The sequence below is a fragment of the Exiguobacterium sp. BG5(2022) genome (assembly GCF_031844365.1).
Taxonomy (GTDB): domain Bacteria; phylum Bacillota; class Bacilli; order Exiguobacteriales; family Exiguobacteriaceae; genus Exiguobacterium; species Exiguobacterium profundum.
In genome coordinates, this window is the sequence record NZ_JAUZVB010000001.1 from 1,051,051 (window position 1) to 1,069,504 (window position 18,454).

The following is an 18,454-nucleotide window of genomic DNA, read 5'->3' on the forward strand; positions in this document are numbered from 1 at the left end:
TAATCTCCCCCTTCGATACAAAAAAGGGATTGAATCAAATCAATCCCTTTTGCTTACATTCTTTACAATACCCATATATCTCAAATTTATGATCGACCACTTCAAATTCAGGGTCGAGCGCCTCTACAAAGCGCATCGGACATAAATCGAGCAGTTTCGTCTTTCCACAGCTCCGACAAATCAAATGATGATGGTGATGTGCCGCACTGCAGGTGACTCGAAAGGATTTCTCACCATCGAGTTCCGTCGCTTCAAGTAATCCTTCCTCCGCAAACGACTTCAAATTTCGATACACCGTGTCAAAACTCATCGTCGGATGTTTGTCTCGCATGTACTCGAGTACTTCCTTCGCACTGATATATCGGTCTTCTTCAGAGAGATAAGCATACATTTCAAGACGTTTCGGCGTCACTTTTAAAGAAGATGCACGAAGACGGTTCAATTGTTCAGTCTCATTCATGTTGTACCTCCTTTTTCTTGAAACTCATGACTTTCTCAAGTGCCATGACGGCTGCTAAAATACTGACCGCAATCAATACGATGACACCGCCTGGAGCGACATCGAGATCATACGCAAGGACGAGCCCACCGATTGTCGCGACCTCTCCGAAGATGATGGACCAGAGAATGGTCTGTTTGAAGCTCGATGTAAAGCGTAGCGCCGCTGCGACGGGTAACGTAATCAAGCTTGATACGAGAAGCGTTCCGACAATTCGCATGCTGACGGCAATCACAAGCGCTACGATGAACATGAATAACAGATGCAGCATCGTACTCGGTAATCCCGACACTTTTGCCTGTTCTTCATCAAACGACAAGAACAACAACTGCTTATAGAAAATAAGAATCACAAAGACCGTCAAGACGGCCACACTGACAATCAATGTGATGTCCGATTGACTCACAGCAGAGATCGATCCGAACAAGAGTGTGGATAAGTCGACCGAGAATCCTCGCGATAGCGAGATAAAGATGGCACTGAGTCCCATTCCTGCGGACATCATGATCGGAATGGATAGTTCCTGGAAGTGCACATATTTCCCTCGAAGCCAGTTGAGCCCTAACGCCGCCAATACAGAGATGAGCGTTCCCATATATAAGGGGTTGAGATCAGCGAATAGAGCGATATATTGTCCGAGAAATAAACTGAATGAAATTCCGGCAAGCGTCATGTGTGACAATGCATCGGCAATCAAGCTCATCCGTCTCACCACGATGAATGAACCGATGAGCGGTGCGGTAAACCCGATCACAAGTGCTGCAATGAACGCATAACGTAAAAAACTATATGTCCAAAGATCCGTGATCATGTCGTTCCCTCGTGAACAAGTACTTTAACAGGATAAGGTTTGATGGACGATGCGAGTTCTCCGAGCTCGCTGTATTCTCTCAATCCACAATTACATGCCAATCGTCCGCGGTCGAGATGGACGACTTTCGTGACAAGATCGGTCACCACGTTTAAATCGTGGGTGACGAGGACGAACGTACAAGTCGTATGTTCACGAAGCATATGCAAGACTTCATAAAAATCTTGTAAGTGTTTTTGGTCCACACCGACGGTCGGCTCATCGAGAATCAATAGATCAGGCTGGTTGACCATCGCCCGAGCGATAAAGACACGCTGTTGTTGTCCTCCGGATAAATCTCCAATTTTCCGATGACGAAATTGCCACATGTTGACCGTTTGTAACGCATTTTGAATCGCTGCCTGGTCTTCCATCTTTAAACGTTTGAATAAACCGAGACGTCCATATCTACCCATCGCGACTACTTCTTCGACGGTAACCGGGAAGCCCGAGTTAAAGGAAGCCGCTTTTTGGGAAACGTAACTGATACGAGACTTATCTTTAAACTGCGAAATGGGCTTACCGAACAATTCGACCGACCCTTGCTGTGGGTTCAGTAATCCAAGAATGGTTCGAATCAAAGTCGACTTCCCAGAACCGTTTTCTCCGACGATTGCGACAAAGTCCCCTTGCCGAATATCAATCGATACGTTTTGTAAGGCCGGTGTCCCATCATAGAAATAAGACACCTCGTTTAGTTTGACGACAGATGTAGTCATCTAATCCCTTCTCTCATATGTTAAATCGTAATCATTTCTACTTTCTAGGCGTTTGTATTATACAGAATATCACGCACACCTTCAAGCAAGACCGGTTTCACTTAGTCAAATGTTAAAATTCACGTAAATCGTATGTTCGTTCAAAACCTTGTCGATTACACTAGTATTATGAAGGGGATGGTTTTATGGAAAAGAAACTGGCAGTTATTGATATCGGATCCAACTCGATTCGAAACGTCATCTTCGAAGTGAACGAGGAAGGACAATACTTTGAACGGTTAAATGTGAAAGAAGTCGCGCGATTGTCCAGCCATATTAGTGATGCGAATGAGATGACTGAAGAAGGGATCGCTTCGCTCATCGATACGTTGCGTCACTTTAAAGAGTTGAACGACCATCATCACGTTACCGATGTGCTCCCAGTGGCGACGGCAGCCATTCGAAACGCAAATAACTCAGATGAGATTTTGCAGAATGTCAAACAATCTACAGGGATGACCATCCGCCTGTTGAGCGATTACGAAGAAGCCTTTTACGGATATTCGGCCATCGTCAACTCCACCTATGTGGAAGATGGATATTCCGTCGATATTGGTGGGGGATCAATGGAAGTCACATACTTTCAGAACCGAGAGCTCGTCTTTTATCACAGTTTTCCGTTCGGTGCCGTGACGTTAACGAAAGAATTTATGAAAGATGAGACGATGACGAAAGACGAGCGGAAAGCGTTGACCGCATACTTAAAGAAGGCATTCAAAGAAATTGAATGGCTCGAACCTCATGGTGTCCCACTTGTCGGTGTCGGTGGGACGGCTCGTAACTTAGTCCGGGTCGAACAGACCATATCGAACTTCCCGCTTGAAGGAATTCATCAGTATACGATTTCTGCTGAACAGTTGGAGGGCGTCATAGATGAACTCGTCGGAATGTCAAGCAAACAACTCGGACGTTTGGATGGGCTGTCAAAAGACCGGGTCGACATCATCGCGCCTGCCGTGACAGCAATCGGCGAACTCGCTAAATATTTGAAAGTACCTGAGTTCACGATGAGTAACAATGGACTCCGTGAAGGTCTCTTCTATGAAAACTATTTACATGAGCATGATAAAGTTCGTTTTGCCGATGTGAAAGAAGAAAGTTTTCGTCATTTTGAAAAACAATACGACGTGAACCCGACTCGTCATCAACATCTCATCCGATTGGCTAGACAGTTGTATACCGGATTAATTGAAGTGAAGGCGATTAAACCGAAACCATTTGAGCCTGGTCTTCTTGAAGGTGCCTGCCGCCTTGCCTATGTCGGTGAATATATCGATCACAACAATAAAAGTGACCACACGTTCCATCTGATTACCACAAACGATTTCAAAGGACTAAACAACGAGGATCGACTCGCTCTTGCCCTCGTCACATCCTTCAAATCAAAACGAGTATTGGAACAACATATCGAGGCTTTCCCGAAATGGTTTGATCAAAAGTTATTGAAGAGTTTGGAGTTGCTCGGGTCGATTGTGAAACTCGTCGATGCCCTCGACTTGACGGAGCGTCAGATCGTGACGGACATCCATGTTGCTAGTACAAAGGACGGTCTCACACTTACGCTAGATACGAATGGTTCTGCACGTTTTGAGTTGCAGCGAAGCACTCGCCATAAAAAGCATTTAGAACGCGCAATTGATCAATCGATTGAGATTGTCTTGAGCGAGGAGGAGTAACCATGTCCGAATATACGAATGAACATTTTAACAACCGTGAACTCAGCTGGCTCGACTTTAACGAGCGTGTCCTCGAGGAGGCGATGGATGAACGAAATCCATTGATGGAACGATTGAAATTTTTGGCGATTTTCAGTTCTAACCTTGATGAATTTTATATGGTACGAGTCGGTGGATTGAAAGATGAGGTCCTCGCCGGGTTCAATCGTCCGGAAGACAAGACGGGCCTCACTCCAAAACAGCAGATCAAGTCCATTTCGATGCGAGCGCAAGAACTCGTCGAGACACAATATGCGACATATAAAAAAATCACGAAACAGCTATCGAATCAGCACGTTCGCTTCTTACGGACGAAACATTTGAACAAGACCCAACAAGACTTCGTGAAAGAGTACTTTCGAACGCACGTATTCCCCGTCCTGACACCGATTGCAGTCGATGCCTATCGTCCGTTCCCAATGCTCTTATCCAAGTCACTGAACATTGCTGTCGAGATTGCCTCGAATGGCGAAGGAAAAAAACGACTCGCCCTCGTTCAAGTGCCATCCGTTCTTCCGCGGTATCTGGAACTACCTACTGATGATGAAGAACATACCGATTTGATTTTACTTGAGGATTTGATCATTCAATTCATCGACTCACTCTTCAAAGGATTTGTCGTCGAGTCCACGATGCCATTCCGAATTACGCGGAACGCGGACATGCCGTTTCACGAAGAGGGCAGTCGTGACGTCTTGAAACAAATTGAGAAAGAATTGAAGAAGAGAAGATATGGGGTTGCCATCCGACTCGAGGTACAGCAACGATCGTTACGAAAAGAACTGTTGTTCATGCTACAAGACGTCCTTGACTTACATGACCGGGATATCTTTATCGTCGACGGTCCGATCGACTTGACCTTCCTGTTTGGGATCTACAATCAGATCGGGATGGAATATGATGACATGATCAATGAAACGTTGATCCCATTTATCCCAGAAGGTCTTGAATCGGGCAAAGATTTATTCCAAAGTATCGCTAAACAGGATTATCTGCTCCATCACCCGTATCATTCATTCGATCCAATCGTCCGTTTTATCGTTCAAGCCGCCAAAGACCCGAACGTCTTGGCAATCAAGCAGACACTCTATCGCGTCTCCGGGGACTCTCCCATCATCAAAGCCTTGACTGATGCAGCCGAGAGCGGAAAACAAGTCACTGTCCTCGTCGAACTAAAAGCACGTTTTGATGAAGAAAAAAACATTCAATGGGCGAAGCAACTTGAGAAAGCCGGAGCTCACGTCATCTACGGCTATAAAGAACTGAAGACACACTCAAAAATCACCCTCGTCGTTCGCATTCTAGAAGGTGGTGTGTTGCAACGGTTCATTCATCTTGGTACCGGTAACTATAACGATTCGACCGCCAAGCTATACACAGACATTGGGCTCCTCACGACAAATGAAGAACTCGCTGAAGATGCAACGAACTTTTTCAACTGGTTATCCGGTTATGGGGAACGACCATCTTGGCATCAGTTCGAGACGTCGCCTGACGACATGAAAGACTTCTTCTTGAATAAAATCGATGATGAGATCAAACTGCATGAAAAGTACGGCAACGGTCGCATCGTCGCTAAGATGAACTCGATCACGGACCGGGCCATCATCACAAAATTGTATGATGCTTCGTCCGCGGGAGTGAAAATCGATTTGATTGTCCGAGGCATTTGTTGCTTACGACCGGGAATTAAAGGGGTCTCTGAAAACATCAAGGTCATCTCGATCATCGACCGATATCTCGAACATTCCCGAATCTTTTATTTTTACCAAAATGGAAAAGAAGACTTGTACTGTTCCTCTGCGGACTGGATGACACGAAATATGAAAAAACGGATCGAAATACTCTTCCCTATCTTGAACGCATCACATAAAACATACATCAAAGATATGATGGCCCTTCAACTCGTCGATAATGTGAAAGCAAGAAGACAACGTTCTGACGGTCGCTATGTATACGTGAAACGAGAGACCAACGAGGAAGAGATTCAATCTCAAATTATCATCCATCAATATACGGGTGGTCGATGGAACAACATACCTAGCGTATTCGAACGAGAACCGTCAAATTGGGCGGAACGCGAAGTGCTCCGCCTTCGGGCCGAGAACGAGAAAATGACAGATGACTGATGTTAGACTTCTCAAATAAGAAAACTCGTTGTATAATAAATTCGATTCAGTTATTATGAAGCGCTTTCATTTAGAGACGGAGGAATTATTTATGCAGGAGATTTTATTATCATTACTCGCCGGCTTGATTTGTGGTGCCATCTTCACCGCACTCAAACTGCCACTGCCTGCCCCACCGGTATTGCCAGGAGTTGTTGGGATTTTCGGGGTATTCCTCGGAATGAAGGTTTATCAATTTGCTGTAGCGAACTGGCCATTCTAATAAAAGATGCCCTCGAAAAAGGGCATCTTTTATTATTTAGTCTAATGTATGAATGGCTTTATGACAGGTCGGACAAACCCAGATGCCACGTTCCTCTGTCAAGTGATACTCAATCAAGTGATACGCCTCTTGCCCAAAGCGTTCAGCTAGGTCTTCATGACAGTTCGCACAAGTCGTCACGTTCGACTTTGGTGCTAGAAGTTTTTCTCGAAACAAGTGCGCCTCATATGACGCTTTCGTCCATTTAGACGATGGTACATGATAGCCGTCATTCCATTTTGTTCGAATCGACTCGTACGGTTCATCCCCCTCATACATTCCCACTTGCAAGAGCGGATGATGAAAATGAAGTTGTAACAGGTCGACTAAGGAATACAGCGCTATCCCTTCCTGTTTCTCTCCGAGCCAATACGGATCGTCTGGTCGCTCAATCGTCTCTTCAAGTAACACCTCTGCTTCCGCCACGATGCCATGCCCCATCACTTCGATAAATGCTGTCGGTGTCGTCACGGACCCCTTTACATAAACCGGACTTTGTTCAAGAAAATAAGTCGGGAATGCGTTCCAGACATCATATCGCTTTGGATCGACTTGTAGGACGTTCATCGCTTATTGATGAGCGAGCGTGAATCGTTCACGCCACTCGGCATCAAATTGATTGGCACGGAACATTTCAATCTCTTGTTTATATGGAGCGACTTTTGTTTTTTCGCTAATCGGGATATATGGCGTTTCTAGAATTTTCGGTAGATGCGCAAATGCCTCGTGATGAATGACACGATTCAATGTATCAAACCCGATCTCTCCGTAGCCAATGTTTTCATGACGGTCTTTTTTTGCACCGCGCACATTCTTCGAATCATTTACATGAATCACTCCGAGACGGTCGAGTCCGACGATGCGATCGAATTGTTCAATGACGCCGTCTAAGTCACCGACTAAGTCATATCCTGCATCATGGACGTGACACGTATCAAAGCAAACTGAGACTCGATCATTGTGCGTCACGCCATCAATGATGGTCGCAAGCTCTTCAAACGTCTTACCAAGTTCGCTTCCCTTCCCTGCCATCGTCTCAAGCGCAATCTTCACTTTTTCATCACCCGTCAACACTTCATTCAATCCTTCGATGATTCGAGCGAGACCGACTTCTTCTCCCGCTCCGACATGAGCGCCTGGGTGAAGAACGACGTGACGAGCCACTTGGAGTGCTTCTGCCCGTTTTAATTCCTGAGTCAAGAATGAAACAGCCAATTCAAACGTCTCTGGTTTCGTCGTATTCCCGAGATTGATGATATATGGTGCGTGAACAACAATCTCTTCGATGTCATGTGCGGCCATATGTTTGAGTGCTGCCTCAATATTTAAATCTTCAATGGGTTTACGGCGTGTGTTTTGGGGCGCACCTGTATACACCATCATCGTATTCGCCCCGTAAGAGACAGCCTCTTCACTCCCTGCTAACAACATCTTTTTACCTGATACCGAAACGTGTGAACCTATTTTTAACATCCTCATCTTCCCTTCATCATCTTCTCTCTCTAGTGTACACAAAAAGAAGAACCGACTCCAAGAAGTCGATTCTCCCAAACATTATCGTTTATTTTTCTTACGTGCTGCACGGCGATCCGAGCGTTGCTGTTGCATATGCTCACGTGATGCCGTCTCTTTCAACTTATACTTGAATTTCTTCTTATAGCCAGGCTTGACTTTCTTCTTCGCCTTCTTGATTTCACCGGCCATCCGACTATGAGCCGTGTGTGAGACCTTCATCTTACGGTCTGTTTGGCGACGACGACGTGTCTTGATCGGTTGAATCGAACCGTTGCGCAAGTCCACATGAGTGAATTCGAACCCACGTTCTTCAAGTCTGTTGATCGGTCCATTCTCATGGTCCTCATATAGTGTGTACGCCTCACCTGACGCGCCCGCACGTCCCGTACGACCGACACGGTGCGTATAGAAATCAAGATCTTTCGGAATCCCATGGTTGATGACGTGAGAGACTCCTGAAATATCGATACCGCGAGCCGCCAAATCCGTGGCAATCACGTATTGGTATTTCGCGTCGTTAATATCTTTAATCGCCTGTTTACGGCGACGTGCCTGCATATCTCCGTGCAATGTACCGACGTTAAGTCCAGCCTCACGGAACGATGTCTCTAACTCATCCGCTTCTTGCTTTGTGTTTGTGAAGACGAGACAAACGAATGGATTGATTGCTTTCGCAATCTCGACAGTCAATTCTTTACGGTCACGGTGACGAACGGGGATCACGTGGTGCTTGATTTTTGGTGCGACGCGATGCTCGGGGCTCGCCTCTGCAAAGCGTGGGTCATGAAGGTATTTCTTCAAGAACGGTTCAAGGTTCTCAGGAATCGTCGCTGAGAAGACCATCGTTTGCAGTTTTTCAGGAAGCGCCTGTGCGATGCGGTCGACCTCGGGCAAGAATCCCATATCGAGCATTTGATCGGCTTCATCGACGACAAAGTGTGTCACTTTGTGCGGGAATAACGCCTGTGCTTTCATGAGATCAAGGATTCGTCCCGGTGTCCCGATGATTAACTGTGGCGGATTTTTCATCTTATCGATCTGACGTTCGCGGTCTGTCCCTCCGACAATCAAACTCGATTTGATGTAATCTGGGTTTTTAATAAGAATCGATTTCAATTCTTCATGAATCTGCCAAGCGAGTTCGCGTGTCGGTGCGACGACGATTGCTTGAACTGAAGCATCTTCTGGATTGATCGCTTCAACGATCGGTAACAAGAACGCAAGTGTTTTACCCGTTCCTGTCTGTGATTTTCCAATAATATCTCGACCATTCAAGGCAGCCGGAATAATCCGGGCTTGTATATCGGTCGGTTTCGTAATGCGCTTTTCTGTTAACGCATCAACCATAAACGGTAGCAATTTGAACTGTTGGAAGCTGTTCAATCGATACACCTCCTGTTTCTTTCCACTTTTCCTAGCATAGCGGAATCAAATGATTTGTCAATCAATCTTTTGCCACACCTTCATATAAATAACTCGATGAATAATAGTGTTTGGCAATTTTCTTTCCATTTAAATGTTGTTCGAGTGCTTTGAAGCCGACTTCCATCATCTCGTTCGGTGACTGCACGACAGTGGCATTGACCTTCCCATTTTGAATGAGCGGATAGATATCTGAAATCCCGTCGACCGACACGATCGTCTTGTCCGTCAAACCATGACTTTCTAAAGCCCGGACGACACCAAACGTATTATCATCATTATGTGAAAAGATTGCATCAAACGGAATCTCTTCTTCTAACCAACGTGACATCTCGATTTCAGCTTGGAATGTGTCATAGTTCCCGGTGATGGATGCAATGATCTGAAAATCGTCGCCATGTTGCTTTTCGTACTCTCGGATACCAAGACTTCGGTCCATCGTGGAGCGAACTTTCGGCGTCCCCCTCACTTCGACCACGCGAATCGGACGTTCGAGCTCACTATACTTGGCAGCAATTTGTTCGGCCGCCATCCGACCGATATCGACATTGTCGGAAACGACGGATGTGAGTACACTCGGATGATCAATCATGCGGTCAATCGCAATAATCGGAATGTTTTTTCGTTTTGCGCGTTCTAATGAGGGTTGAATGAACGTGTCATCGAGAGTCGTCAAAAAGATGGCCTCGACACCCCGGTCAATCAATGAATCTAGTTTTTCTTTTTCAAGGACACGCGAGTCTTCACTCGTGGTCGGAATCGGGATGAACCCTTTTTGGTTTGCTGTATGCACGAACGAGTCCAGTAGTTTATTCGCATGCTCATGTTTATCACTGACAAACACGAATCCGACTTCTTTTTCATTCGTTTTTTGCTCTGGGAGTTGAATCGAGGTGATGAGGAGAATCGTCATGGCCCACACGACCGGTAACCAAAGCCAATAATGTTTTAGTCCTTTCATGACGGTTGTCTCCTTGGGATTTTGATTAAAATCGCGGTCCCCTTTTTCATCACACTATCAATCTCCATCGCACCGTTAACGCTCTTCAAGTACTCTTGAATCATATAGATCCCTAGACCATTCCCACTTTCCTTCGTCGTATTGAAGGCGGAACCAACTGTCTTGAGTTGTTCCTCACTCATGCCAATCCCGTTATCCTCAATCAAGAAGCGATATTCCTGCTCCGTAAAGAGGACCGTCACGACGACACTACCTTCAGCCCCTTTTGATTCGACGGCATCGACCGCATTTTTGAAGAGGTTGTAGATGATTTGAACGAGCATATCAAAGGATGCATAAAATGGAGGCATGTCGTTCGGTACAAGTAATTCCCATTTCGTAGGTCGTTTATAACATTCGGCATCCATTAAAAATTCAAGTCGTTTCGCAAAGTCTAACATGTTGATCCAATCTTCGTTTTTACCAGCCTGATCTGGTTTGGCGAGCGTCAACATCGTTGAAATCAAATCATTCGCCCGCTCCAGTTCTTTGATGGCGACATCCACCATATCTGAGCTACCTTGACCCTCGCGCACCATTTGTAACGTGATGTGGACGGGAGTTAGAGGATTTCGAATTTCATGGGCAATTCCCGCGGCCAATTGACCGAGAGAAGCTAATTTTTCTTGATGCAAAATCAACTGTTGCTGACTCAACTGTTCACGTCGTGACGTTTCCATCCGTTGTGCATAATCGTTATACGTGTCGAGTAGCGTCTCCACTTCTTTCGAACCGGTTCTTTCCAACGAGATCGTTCCGAGCGATTGTTGTTGTTTAATTTGATTGACCAGCTCGACAAGCGGATTCGTTAACGTCCGGGAAAGCAACAATCCAACGAGAATGCTCAGGAAGAATGTAACGAGCGCAATCATTAAATACTGCCAACGCGTGTCGTAGACCGTTTCATAGACGGAGTCATTTTGATGTTTTGCGAGCATGCTCCATCCACTGACTCGTGCATCCGGTTCAAACATTACCGTATCTTCATCCGTACTCAAGATTGTCCGTTCGCTTCGATCTAATGCTTCGTCGATGACTTCACGCGATATCCGACGCTCTGCATCTGTGACCAAGTTGAACGAAGTCGTCAACACTTCGCCTTGCTCATCTAACAAGTATAGAATCATGTCATCATTCGCAGATTCCAACGAACGACGATACAAGTCAGAGTTCAAGACACTAATGCTTCCCCCAAAAATACCGATTGGTCGGTTCTCTTCGATGACCGGAACGTATAGGAAAGTTCCCATATCCCCACTGATCATCACAGGGTCACTCATATATAGTTCTTTTCCACTTGCAGTCAATACTTCCGTAAACTTCGGATCGCGTTTCAAGACAGAAGAGGCGACTTGTCGCTCCGAGTACCATTTAAATGAGTCTTGATTGACATCATAATAAAAGATGGACGTAAAACTCGTGCGTTGATTCAAATATCCTGTTCGGATCCGTTCTTCAATCCATGGCTCATTTCCAACGTAAGCGCCTAAGTAAACTAAATCCTCATACAATTTCCCAAGTCGGGACTCCACATTCTCAATACTGTCATCGATGGCGTAATCAAATTGCTCTTTCGCCAATTCTTCTGCTCGAGACACCGTGACGCGGTCAGCAGAGAAGGCAAGTGATGAAATGACAAGTGCTAAAATAATGATGATGATGAACGTAATTTGGAAAAAGTACGATTTTCTTAGTTCACGCAATGGTTTCATGCGATTCACGGCGTCCCTCCTCTCTAACCTAAAAATTATAGCATGAATACACGCAAATCTTTTCGTATTTTCGAAACAATGTTAGACTAATACGTATGAAAGCACTTCGAAAGGAGCCTTCGTCTTCATATGAAAGTTAAAAAAATTAGCCCACGCGGATATTGTTATGGTGTCGTCGATGCCATGAAGCTCGCAAATGAGGCGGTCGCAAATCCAGATTTGCCACGCCCGATTCATATACTTGGAATGATTGTCCATAACCGTCACGTCACGCAGGCGTTTGAGGATCTCGGTGTCAAAACCGTTGATGGAGAAGACCGCATGCAAGCGCTCGAAACCATCGATCGAGGAACGGTCGTCTTCACGGCGCACGGCATTTCACCACTCGTCCGGAAACGTGCCATCGAGAAAGGATTGACGATTGTAGATGCCTCTTGTCCTGACGTCTTGGTCACACACGATTTGATTCGTGAGAAAACGGCAGAAGGATATGATGTCATCTATATCGGAAAACACGGGCATCCGGAACCGGAGGGTGCAATTGGTGTTGCACCAGACCATGTTCATTTGATTCAATATGAACATGAAATCGATCAGTTGCCGAGTCGCTTGTTCGAACGAAAAATTTTGGTGACGAACCAGACGACGATGAGTCAATGGGACGTTTCCGCATTAATTGAAACGATTCAAGCCCGTTATCCTCACGTGGAAGTGCATAATGAAATCTGTAACGCGACGCAAGTTCGACAAGAAGCCGTCGCTGAACAAGCGGGAGACTGCGAATTGTTGATTGTCGTCGGAGATCCTAAATCTAACAACTCCAATCGTTTAGCACAAGTTTCAAAAGAGATTGCCGGAACGAATGCATATCGAATCGGTGACTTGAGTGAACTTGACTTGAATTGGCTCGAGGGAGTCGAGACCGTCGCTGTGACGTCGGGCGCCTCTACTCCTACACCGATCACAAAAAAAGTCATCGACTTTTTGTCGCAGTATGACCCAGACGATTTAAGCACGCACGATAAAACGCCATTTCTTGAACTTCGGAGCATCTTACCGAAAGTGAAAGCTTTGCGTAAGTGAAGGAATCCCCCATTCTCTCAGAGGATGGGGGATTTTTAGGATTTACTTGAATTGAAACGGGTTCGTGTTGGCAACAGATTGAATCAAGTCGACATTAATTTTCGCTTTTTCAAACTTTTTGCTGAGCACATCGATTACACCTTGTTTCATGATACTCTCGACATGATGCCCTGGGTCTACGACTGCAAGCCCAAGGGCCATCGCATCATGAGCCACGTGGAAATATAAATCACCCGTCACATATGCATCTGCACCTTTGAAATGCGCAGTAGACACATATTTATTCCCGTCTCCACCTAATACGGCAACTTTTTCAATCGAACGCCTCGGGTCTCCGACGACTCGCACGCCCTCAACCCCAAAGCTTGTTTTCACGTGTTCGGCAAACTTTTCAAGTGTCATGGCCTGTTCAAGTCGACCGATTCGCCCTAGCCCAAATACATGACCGTCGATTTCATCGCGCATGAGGTCATACGCGACTTCCTCATAAGGATGGGCGTCTTTCATTGCTTTTAGTACACGCTTTTTCTGACTCTCCCGAACGACCGTTTCGATTTTCACTTCGTCCACTTGTTCCGTTTCATGTGGGCGACCGATGAAGGGATCTGTCCCTGCGAGCGGAGTGAATTGTCCCGTTCCGGAAACACGGAACTGACAGTCCGCATAGTCACCAATATGTCCTGCACCCGCTTTTCCTAGAGCACGGGATACGTCTTGCGCATGCGTGGATGGAACGAATACAGATAGTTTATAGACCGGCTCTTCATAGGTCGGGACGAGTACTTTCGTATCGTGAAGACCGATCGCCTCACTCATCCAATCGTTCACACCACCGCTGCATACGTCTAAATTCGTATGGGCGACATAGACCGCGATATCGTGCTGAATACATTTCATCGTAATCTTCCCAGCCGTGGAGCGGTCATTGACTTGAGCTAACGGACTAAAGATGGGGGGATGATGCGCGATAATCAAATCGATTTGTTTCTCAATCGCTTCATCCACAACCGATTCAAGTACATCAAGCGTGACCATGACCCGTTTGACTTCTTTGTTGAGCGACCCAATCTGTAAGCCGATTTTATCCCCTTCGACCGCTAAATGTTTCGGTGCGAATTCCTCAAACAATTGAATCACTTGATTGCCGTTCGCCATTACTGACTCACCTCTCTCATCTTGTCACGCATCCGTTTGAACTCCACTTGTTTTTGAATCAAGGCTTCCGATTGAATGCCAGCTGCCATCTGTCCAAGCACATAATCGAGCTTATCAGCTTCACGACTCCACTTGAGTTTAAATGCTTCTGGTCGCTCTTGAACGAGATATGGACCGAATAACAACTGCCACATGCGCTCGTCCGACTCATCACTATAAATGGACTCAATTCCTTTTTCTCCGACAAGGATTTCGTAGACTTTATCATTTTCTTCCACAATTGCCTCTTCGACAAGGACATATCCATGTTCAAGCAGCCAGCTTCGTACGTGTTGCCCATCAACGTTCGGTTGAAGGACGAGCCGTTCGACCGCACCGAGCTTATCTTGACCCGCTTCGAGAATGGAGCGAATCAAACTGCCGCCCATCCCGCAAATCGAGATACACGTCGCTTCATTGGGCTGTAAGACAGCAAGACCATCGCCAAGGCGTACATCAATGGCATCACTGGCCCCAATCAAATCGACTTGTGCTCTCGCAGCTTCCATCGGTCCAACGTTCACTTCACCCGCGATTCCTTTTGAAATGATTCCTTGCTGAAAGGCATAGCATGGGACATACGCATGATCCGAACCGATATCGGCGAGCACACTTCCTTTTGGGATATAATCGACAACCTGCTTCAATCGTCGGTCTAACATGACACGTTCTTGCATACAGACAACTCCTTTGTTCTACTTCTTCCCTAGCGTATCGAATTCTCTACAGTTCGACAACAAAAAACGCACCCCATCACGGAGTGCGTCACCTCTTATTGTTCAATCAACCAGTTCGCAAGCACTTCTGCTTCTTCAGCTGATGCAAGACCTGCTGGCATCGCACCTTGACCGTTGACGATGATGTTTGCGATTTCTTCTGGTGAGAGACGATCGCCGACACCTGTAAGTGCTGGACCGACGCCACCTTCAAGGTTTCCGCCGTGGCAACCTGTGCAACCCTTCGCAGCATACAACTCTTCTGGGTTCATTTCAGTGACTGCTGGACCTTCAGCCGCTTGTTGCGCCTGATTCACCCCAAAATACGATAATGATACCATGGCAATAATTGCGACGATTGCGATTGCCGCAAACGGTAACAATGGATTACGCATTGTAGTTCCCCCTCATGTTCATTCCAAATTTCTATCCAACACTATTTTACTCAAAAAATAATAAAGAAGGAAGGAAAATCACTCATTTTCCTTCCTTTCTTCTAAAACTTCACACTTTATTCAAATATGAAATTAATCGAGGAAGTCTTTCAAGCGTTTGGAACGGCTCGGGTGACGCAATTTACGAAGGGCTTTCGCCTCGATTTGACGAATCCGCTCACGTGTGACACCGAATACTTTACCAACTTCTTCGAGTGTGCGTGTGCGGCCATCGTCTAGTCCGAAACGCAGGCGAAGGACGTTCTCTTCACGGTCTGTCAACGTATCCAACACGTCTTCTAATTGCTCTTTCAACAATTCATAGGCTGCCGCATCTTGAGGAGCCATCGCATCTTGGTCTTCGATGAAGTCACCGAGATGTGAATCGTCTTCTTCCCCAATCGGTGTCTCTAAAGAAACAGGTTCTTGGGCAATCTTTAGAATTTCACGGACTTTCTCAGGTGTGAGTTCCATCTCTTTGGCAATCTCTTCCGGAGAAGGTTCGCGACCGAGGTCTTGAAGCAATTGACGTTGGACACGAATCAATTTGTTGATTGTTTCCACCATGTGTACAGGAATACGAATCGTACGGGCTTGGTCAGCAATCGCACGTGTGATGGCTTGGCGAATCCACCACGTCGCATACGTCGAGAATTTGAACCCTTTCATGTAGTCGAATTTTTCGACCGCTTTAATGAGTCCCATGTTCCCTTCTTGAATCAAATCAAGGAAGAGCATCCCACGACCGACATAACGCTTCGCAATCGACACGACGAGACGTAGGTTCGCTTCTGCGAGACGTTTTTTCGCTTCTTCGTCCCCTTGCTCGATTCGTTTAGCGAGCTCCGTCTCATCTTTCGCACTGAGAAGGTCGACACGTCCGATTTCTTTCAAATACATCCGAACCGGGTCGTTGATTTTGATTCCAGGAGGTACTGATAAGTCGTTCAAATCGACTTCTTCATCCTCTTTTTTCGCAGGTGTTTCTTCTGCGTCCGCAGCATCTTCTGTGACACGGATGTCTTTAGCCTCTAAATCTTCGATGAAGTTATCGATGAAATCCGAATCCACCTCGAAGTGACTAAGGCGATCTTGGATTGCTTGCATTGAGACGACGCCTTTTTTCTTACCTAACTTTTCAAGTTCCTCTATGGCGTTAAATAAATCCTCTTTCTTCTTCTCTGCCATCTAGCAGTTCAACTCCTTCCAAACTTCATCCACGATCATCGTTCTCGAAGACGACGACTACGGGCAATCAATTCTTGTAGCTTGGACGCCTGGTCTACAATACTTTCGGCGTCTTGAGCGATTTCCCTTTTTGCACGCTCGATTTGACGTTGCTCCTCATAACTGTTTATCACCCGAATGTATTCGTCTAAAACCTCTTCAGACAGTTCATCCGGTCCAGCCATCAGACGGATCTCTGCAAAACGCATCGCATAATCAGGGCGTTGATCGCAATAACGCTCCATGAACGAAAGCGTGATTTGATCAAACTCATCCTGTGTCATCGTATCGGATACGATTTCATACAATGCTGACCCTAACATACGATGGGTTTCATCTTGATAACGAAGCCCTAAACGGTCGCGTACGAAACGGACCTGCTCCGGTCCCGTCAACATCGCACGCAACAAGTACTTCTCGGCTTTCATCCAACGAGGCTCACCTGTTTTACTCGAACGCTTCCGTACCGGCTCTACAGGTTCCATCGCACGGGTGGGAGTTGATTCACTTGACGTCGGACGAGGAATTCTCGAACGGAGCGTCTCTAGCGGAATCTCAAACTCATCCGACAGTTTCTTCACATATAAATCTCTTCGAATCGAATCATTTGTCTTCCCGATCTCTTCAAGCATAGATTCAATAAAGCGAATCCGTTCTCCTTCTCGGTTCAAGTTTTTTCCTCGCCGGTACATGCGATTCATAAAATCGAGAACACTCAACTGCTCAGTTTCAATAAACTGCTGCCAGTGAGTTGCCCCATGCTGACGGATATAATCATCTGGGTCCGTCTTTTCCGGTAGTGGCAAAACTTGTACATCGAGTGGAGACGCTTCTAAGAGGCGAATGACTTTTTGTGTCGCTTCTTGTCCCGCGTGGTCTCCGTCATAACAGATAATGACTTCATCCACGATTCGAGATAGTGCCCTCGCATGTTGAGGAGAGAACGCGGTTCCGAGCGATGCCACAACTTCTTGTGTGCCCGCTTGCGCGACTTGTAAAACGTCAACGTTCCCTTCAACGAGGAAGACACGCTTTTTCTTACGCATCGTCGCCCGGGCTTGAGAGAAGCCGAACAATAACTCGCTCTTATTGAAGAGTGGCGTCTCAGCCGTATTCACATATTTTGGTTGTCGGTCATCAATCGCTCGTCCACTGAAGCCAACGATGGTGCCGTCTCGATCCGCAATCGGAAAGACGACCCGTCCTTCAAATCGGTCAAAATATTCACCGGACTTCGACTTTGAAATCAAACCTGCCTCAACCATTACTTCTAAATCAAACCCGCGCCGCTCCAACAGCTCGACAGTAAAGCGTCGTTGGTCTGGGGCAAAACCGATCTTGTATTGCGCAATCGTCTCTTCAGCCAGATCACGATCCCGTAAATACGTTAAGCCCACTTCTCCAGCTTCTGTTTTCATCAACACTTCATGATACAAGTCAGCGACAAGGCGATGCGCATCACGCATCTGTTTGCGCCATACCTGTTCTCGCGTCAGTTCCTCGTCCCCTTGGATCCCGTCTACCGAAATATTCGCCCGTGTTGCCAAGCGTTCGACCGTCTCAGGAAACGACAATCCCTCGGTTTCCATCACGAACGTAAATACATTTCCGCCGGCACCACAACCGAAACAGTGATACATCCCTTTTTCAGGTGAAACGGAGAAAGAAGGTGAGTTTTCGGAATGAAACGGACATAATCCGACAAGGCGGTGTCCTTGTTTCTTTAATTCGACACGTTCGCCAATCAATTCTACGATATCGGTCGCTTGTTTCACTTCTGCGATGACTTCATCTGGTATTCGTGGCATGTTGACCACTCCCTGTTTCCAATCTCGCAACGAAACGGAACGCTCATCACGTTCCGTTTCACTGTACTGTCAATACTCTATTATACCCTCT

General features: G+C 46.2%; 17 protein-coding genes. 4 read left to right on the top strand and 13 right to left on the bottom strand.

Annotated elements, in window-relative coordinates; translation table 11 throughout:
• Nucleotides 1-34 precede the first annotated feature (34 nt).
• The 3 genes from Q9R25_RS05495 to Q9R25_RS05505 are packed head-to-tail and all read right to left on the bottom strand — an operon-like array spanning nt 35 to nt 2,068.
• The gene (locus Q9R25_RS05495) at nt 35-460 is read right to left on the bottom strand and encodes a Fur family transcriptional regulator (protein ID WP_012726625.1); all 426 of its coding nucleotides are present in this window, start codon (nt 458-460) and stop codon (nt 35-37) included.
• Nucleotides 453-1,310: a metal ABC transporter permease gene (locus Q9R25_RS05500; RefSeq protein ID WP_264092638.1), complete on the bottom strand. Its 858-nt coding sequence runs from the start codon at nt 1,308-1,310 to the stop codon at nt 453-455. Before Q9R25_RS05500 ends, Q9R25_RS05495 begins: the two co-directional genes overlap by 8 nt.
• Entirely contained in the window at nt 1,307-2,068 is a 762-nt protein-coding gene (locus Q9R25_RS05505; protein ID WP_074036635.1) for a metal ABC transporter ATP-binding protein, read from the bottom strand. The genes Q9R25_RS05500 and Q9R25_RS05505 overlap by 4 nt, the downstream gene beginning before the upstream one ends.
• A 185-nt stretch (nt 2,069-2,253) precedes the next feature.
• Here Q9R25_RS05505 and Q9R25_RS05510 point away from each other — a divergent pair, with 185 nt between their 5' ends.
• The 3 genes from Q9R25_RS05510 to Q9R25_RS05520 all read left to right on the top strand — a co-directional run bounded on the left by Q9R25_RS05510 (nt 2,254) and on the right by Q9R25_RS05520 (nt 6,213).
• The gene (locus Q9R25_RS05510) at nt 2,254-3,783 is read left to right on the top strand and encodes a Ppx/GppA family phosphatase (RefSeq protein ID WP_214781482.1); all 1,530 of its coding nucleotides are present in this window, start codon (nt 2,254-2,256) and stop codon (nt 3,781-3,783) included.
• Nucleotides 3,784-3,785: 2 nt separating this feature from the next.
• On the top strand, nt 3,786-5,951 hold the full coding sequence (locus Q9R25_RS05515; RefSeq protein ID WP_012726629.1) for an RNA degradosome polyphosphate kinase: 2,166 nt from the start codon (nt 3,786-3,788) through the stop codon (nt 5,949-5,951).
• A gap of 91 nt (nt 5,952-6,042) precedes the next feature.
• On the top strand, nt 6,043-6,213 hold the full coding sequence (locus Q9R25_RS05520; protein WP_012726630.1) for a DUF1427 family protein: 171 nt from the start codon (nt 6,043-6,045) through the stop codon (nt 6,211-6,213).
• Nucleotides 6,214-6,249: 36 nt separating this feature from the next.
• On the opposite strand, the gene Q9R25_RS05525 is transcribed toward Q9R25_RS05520, so the two are convergent.
• From Q9R25_RS05525 to Q9R25_RS05545, 5 genes are all read right to left on the bottom strand, one after another.
• Complete coding sequence (locus Q9R25_RS05525) at nt 6,250-6,819, bottom strand: hypothetical protein (protein WP_196430869.1); 570 nt, start codon at nt 6,817-6,819, stop codon at nt 6,250-6,252.
• Nucleotides 6,820-6,822: 3 nt separating this feature from the next.
• Nucleotides 6,823-7,725 carry a deoxyribonuclease IV gene (locus Q9R25_RS05530; protein WP_214690746.1) on the bottom strand — a complete coding sequence of 301 codons (903 nt, stop codon included), beginning with the start codon at nt 7,723-7,725 and terminating at the stop codon, nt 6,823-6,825.
• 81 nt (nt 7,726-7,806) lie between these two features.
• Complete coding sequence (locus Q9R25_RS05535) at nt 7,807-9,150, bottom strand: DEAD/DEAH box helicase (protein WP_012726633.1); 1,344 nt, start codon at nt 9,148-9,150, stop codon at nt 7,807-7,809.
• A gap of 61 nt (nt 9,151-9,211) precedes the next feature.
• Nucleotides 9,212-10,150 carry a sugar ABC transporter substrate-binding protein gene (locus Q9R25_RS05540; RefSeq protein WP_159562493.1) on the bottom strand — a complete coding sequence of 313 codons (939 nt, stop codon included), beginning with the start codon at nt 10,148-10,150 and terminating at the stop codon, nt 9,212-9,214.
• Nucleotides 10,147-11,901, bottom strand: coding sequence for a sensor histidine kinase (locus Q9R25_RS05545; protein WP_236548986.1), 1,755 nt, complete (start codon nt 11,899-11,901; stop codon nt 10,147-10,149). Before Q9R25_RS05545 ends, Q9R25_RS05540 begins: the two co-directional genes overlap by 4 nt.
• Nucleotides 11,902-12,030: 129 nt before the next feature.
• Between Q9R25_RS05545 and Q9R25_RS05550 the strand changes: the two genes are divergently transcribed.
• Nucleotides 12,031-12,984 (top strand): 4-hydroxy-3-methylbut-2-enyl diphosphate reductase, encoded by a 954-nt coding sequence (locus tag Q9R25_RS05550; protein ID WP_012726636.1) that lies wholly within the window; start codon nt 12,031-12,033, stop codon nt 12,982-12,984.
• A 42-nt stretch (nt 12,985-13,026) separates the two neighbouring features.
• Here Q9R25_RS05550 and Q9R25_RS05555 read toward each other — a convergent pair whose 3' ends face one another.
• The 5 genes from Q9R25_RS05555 to dnaG form a co-directional block, all read right to left on the bottom strand.
• On the bottom strand, nt 13,027-14,139 hold the full coding sequence (locus Q9R25_RS05555; protein ID WP_196430871.1) for a Nif3-like dinuclear metal center hexameric protein: 1,113 nt from the start codon (nt 14,137-14,139) through the stop codon (nt 13,027-13,029).
• The gene (locus tag Q9R25_RS05560) at nt 14,139-14,855 is read right to left on the bottom strand and encodes a tRNA (adenine(22)-N(1))-methyltransferase (protein WP_214690744.1); all 717 of its coding nucleotides are present in this window, start codon (nt 14,853-14,855) and stop codon (nt 14,139-14,141) included. Before Q9R25_RS05560 ends, Q9R25_RS05555 begins: the two co-directional genes overlap by 1 nt.
• A 95-nt stretch (nt 14,856-14,950) precedes the next feature.
• Nucleotides 14,951-15,289: a cytochrome c550 gene (gene cccA / locus Q9R25_RS05565; protein ID WP_012726639.1), complete on the bottom strand. Its 339-nt coding sequence runs from the start codon at nt 15,287-15,289 to the stop codon at nt 14,951-14,953.
• Between the two features lie 132 nt (nt 15,290-15,421).
• Complete coding sequence (rpoD, locus tag Q9R25_RS05570) at nt 15,422-16,516, bottom strand: RNA polymerase sigma factor RpoD (RefSeq protein ID WP_012726640.1); 1,095 nt, start codon at nt 16,514-16,516, stop codon at nt 15,422-15,424.
• Nucleotides 16,517-16,551: 35 nt separating this feature from the next.
• Nucleotides 16,552-18,363, bottom strand: a complete 1,812-nt coding sequence (gene dnaG, locus Q9R25_RS05575; protein ID WP_159562496.1) for a DNA primase — start codon at nt 18,361-18,363, stop codon at nt 16,552-16,554.
• Nucleotides 18,364-18,454: the final 91 nt, after the last annotated feature.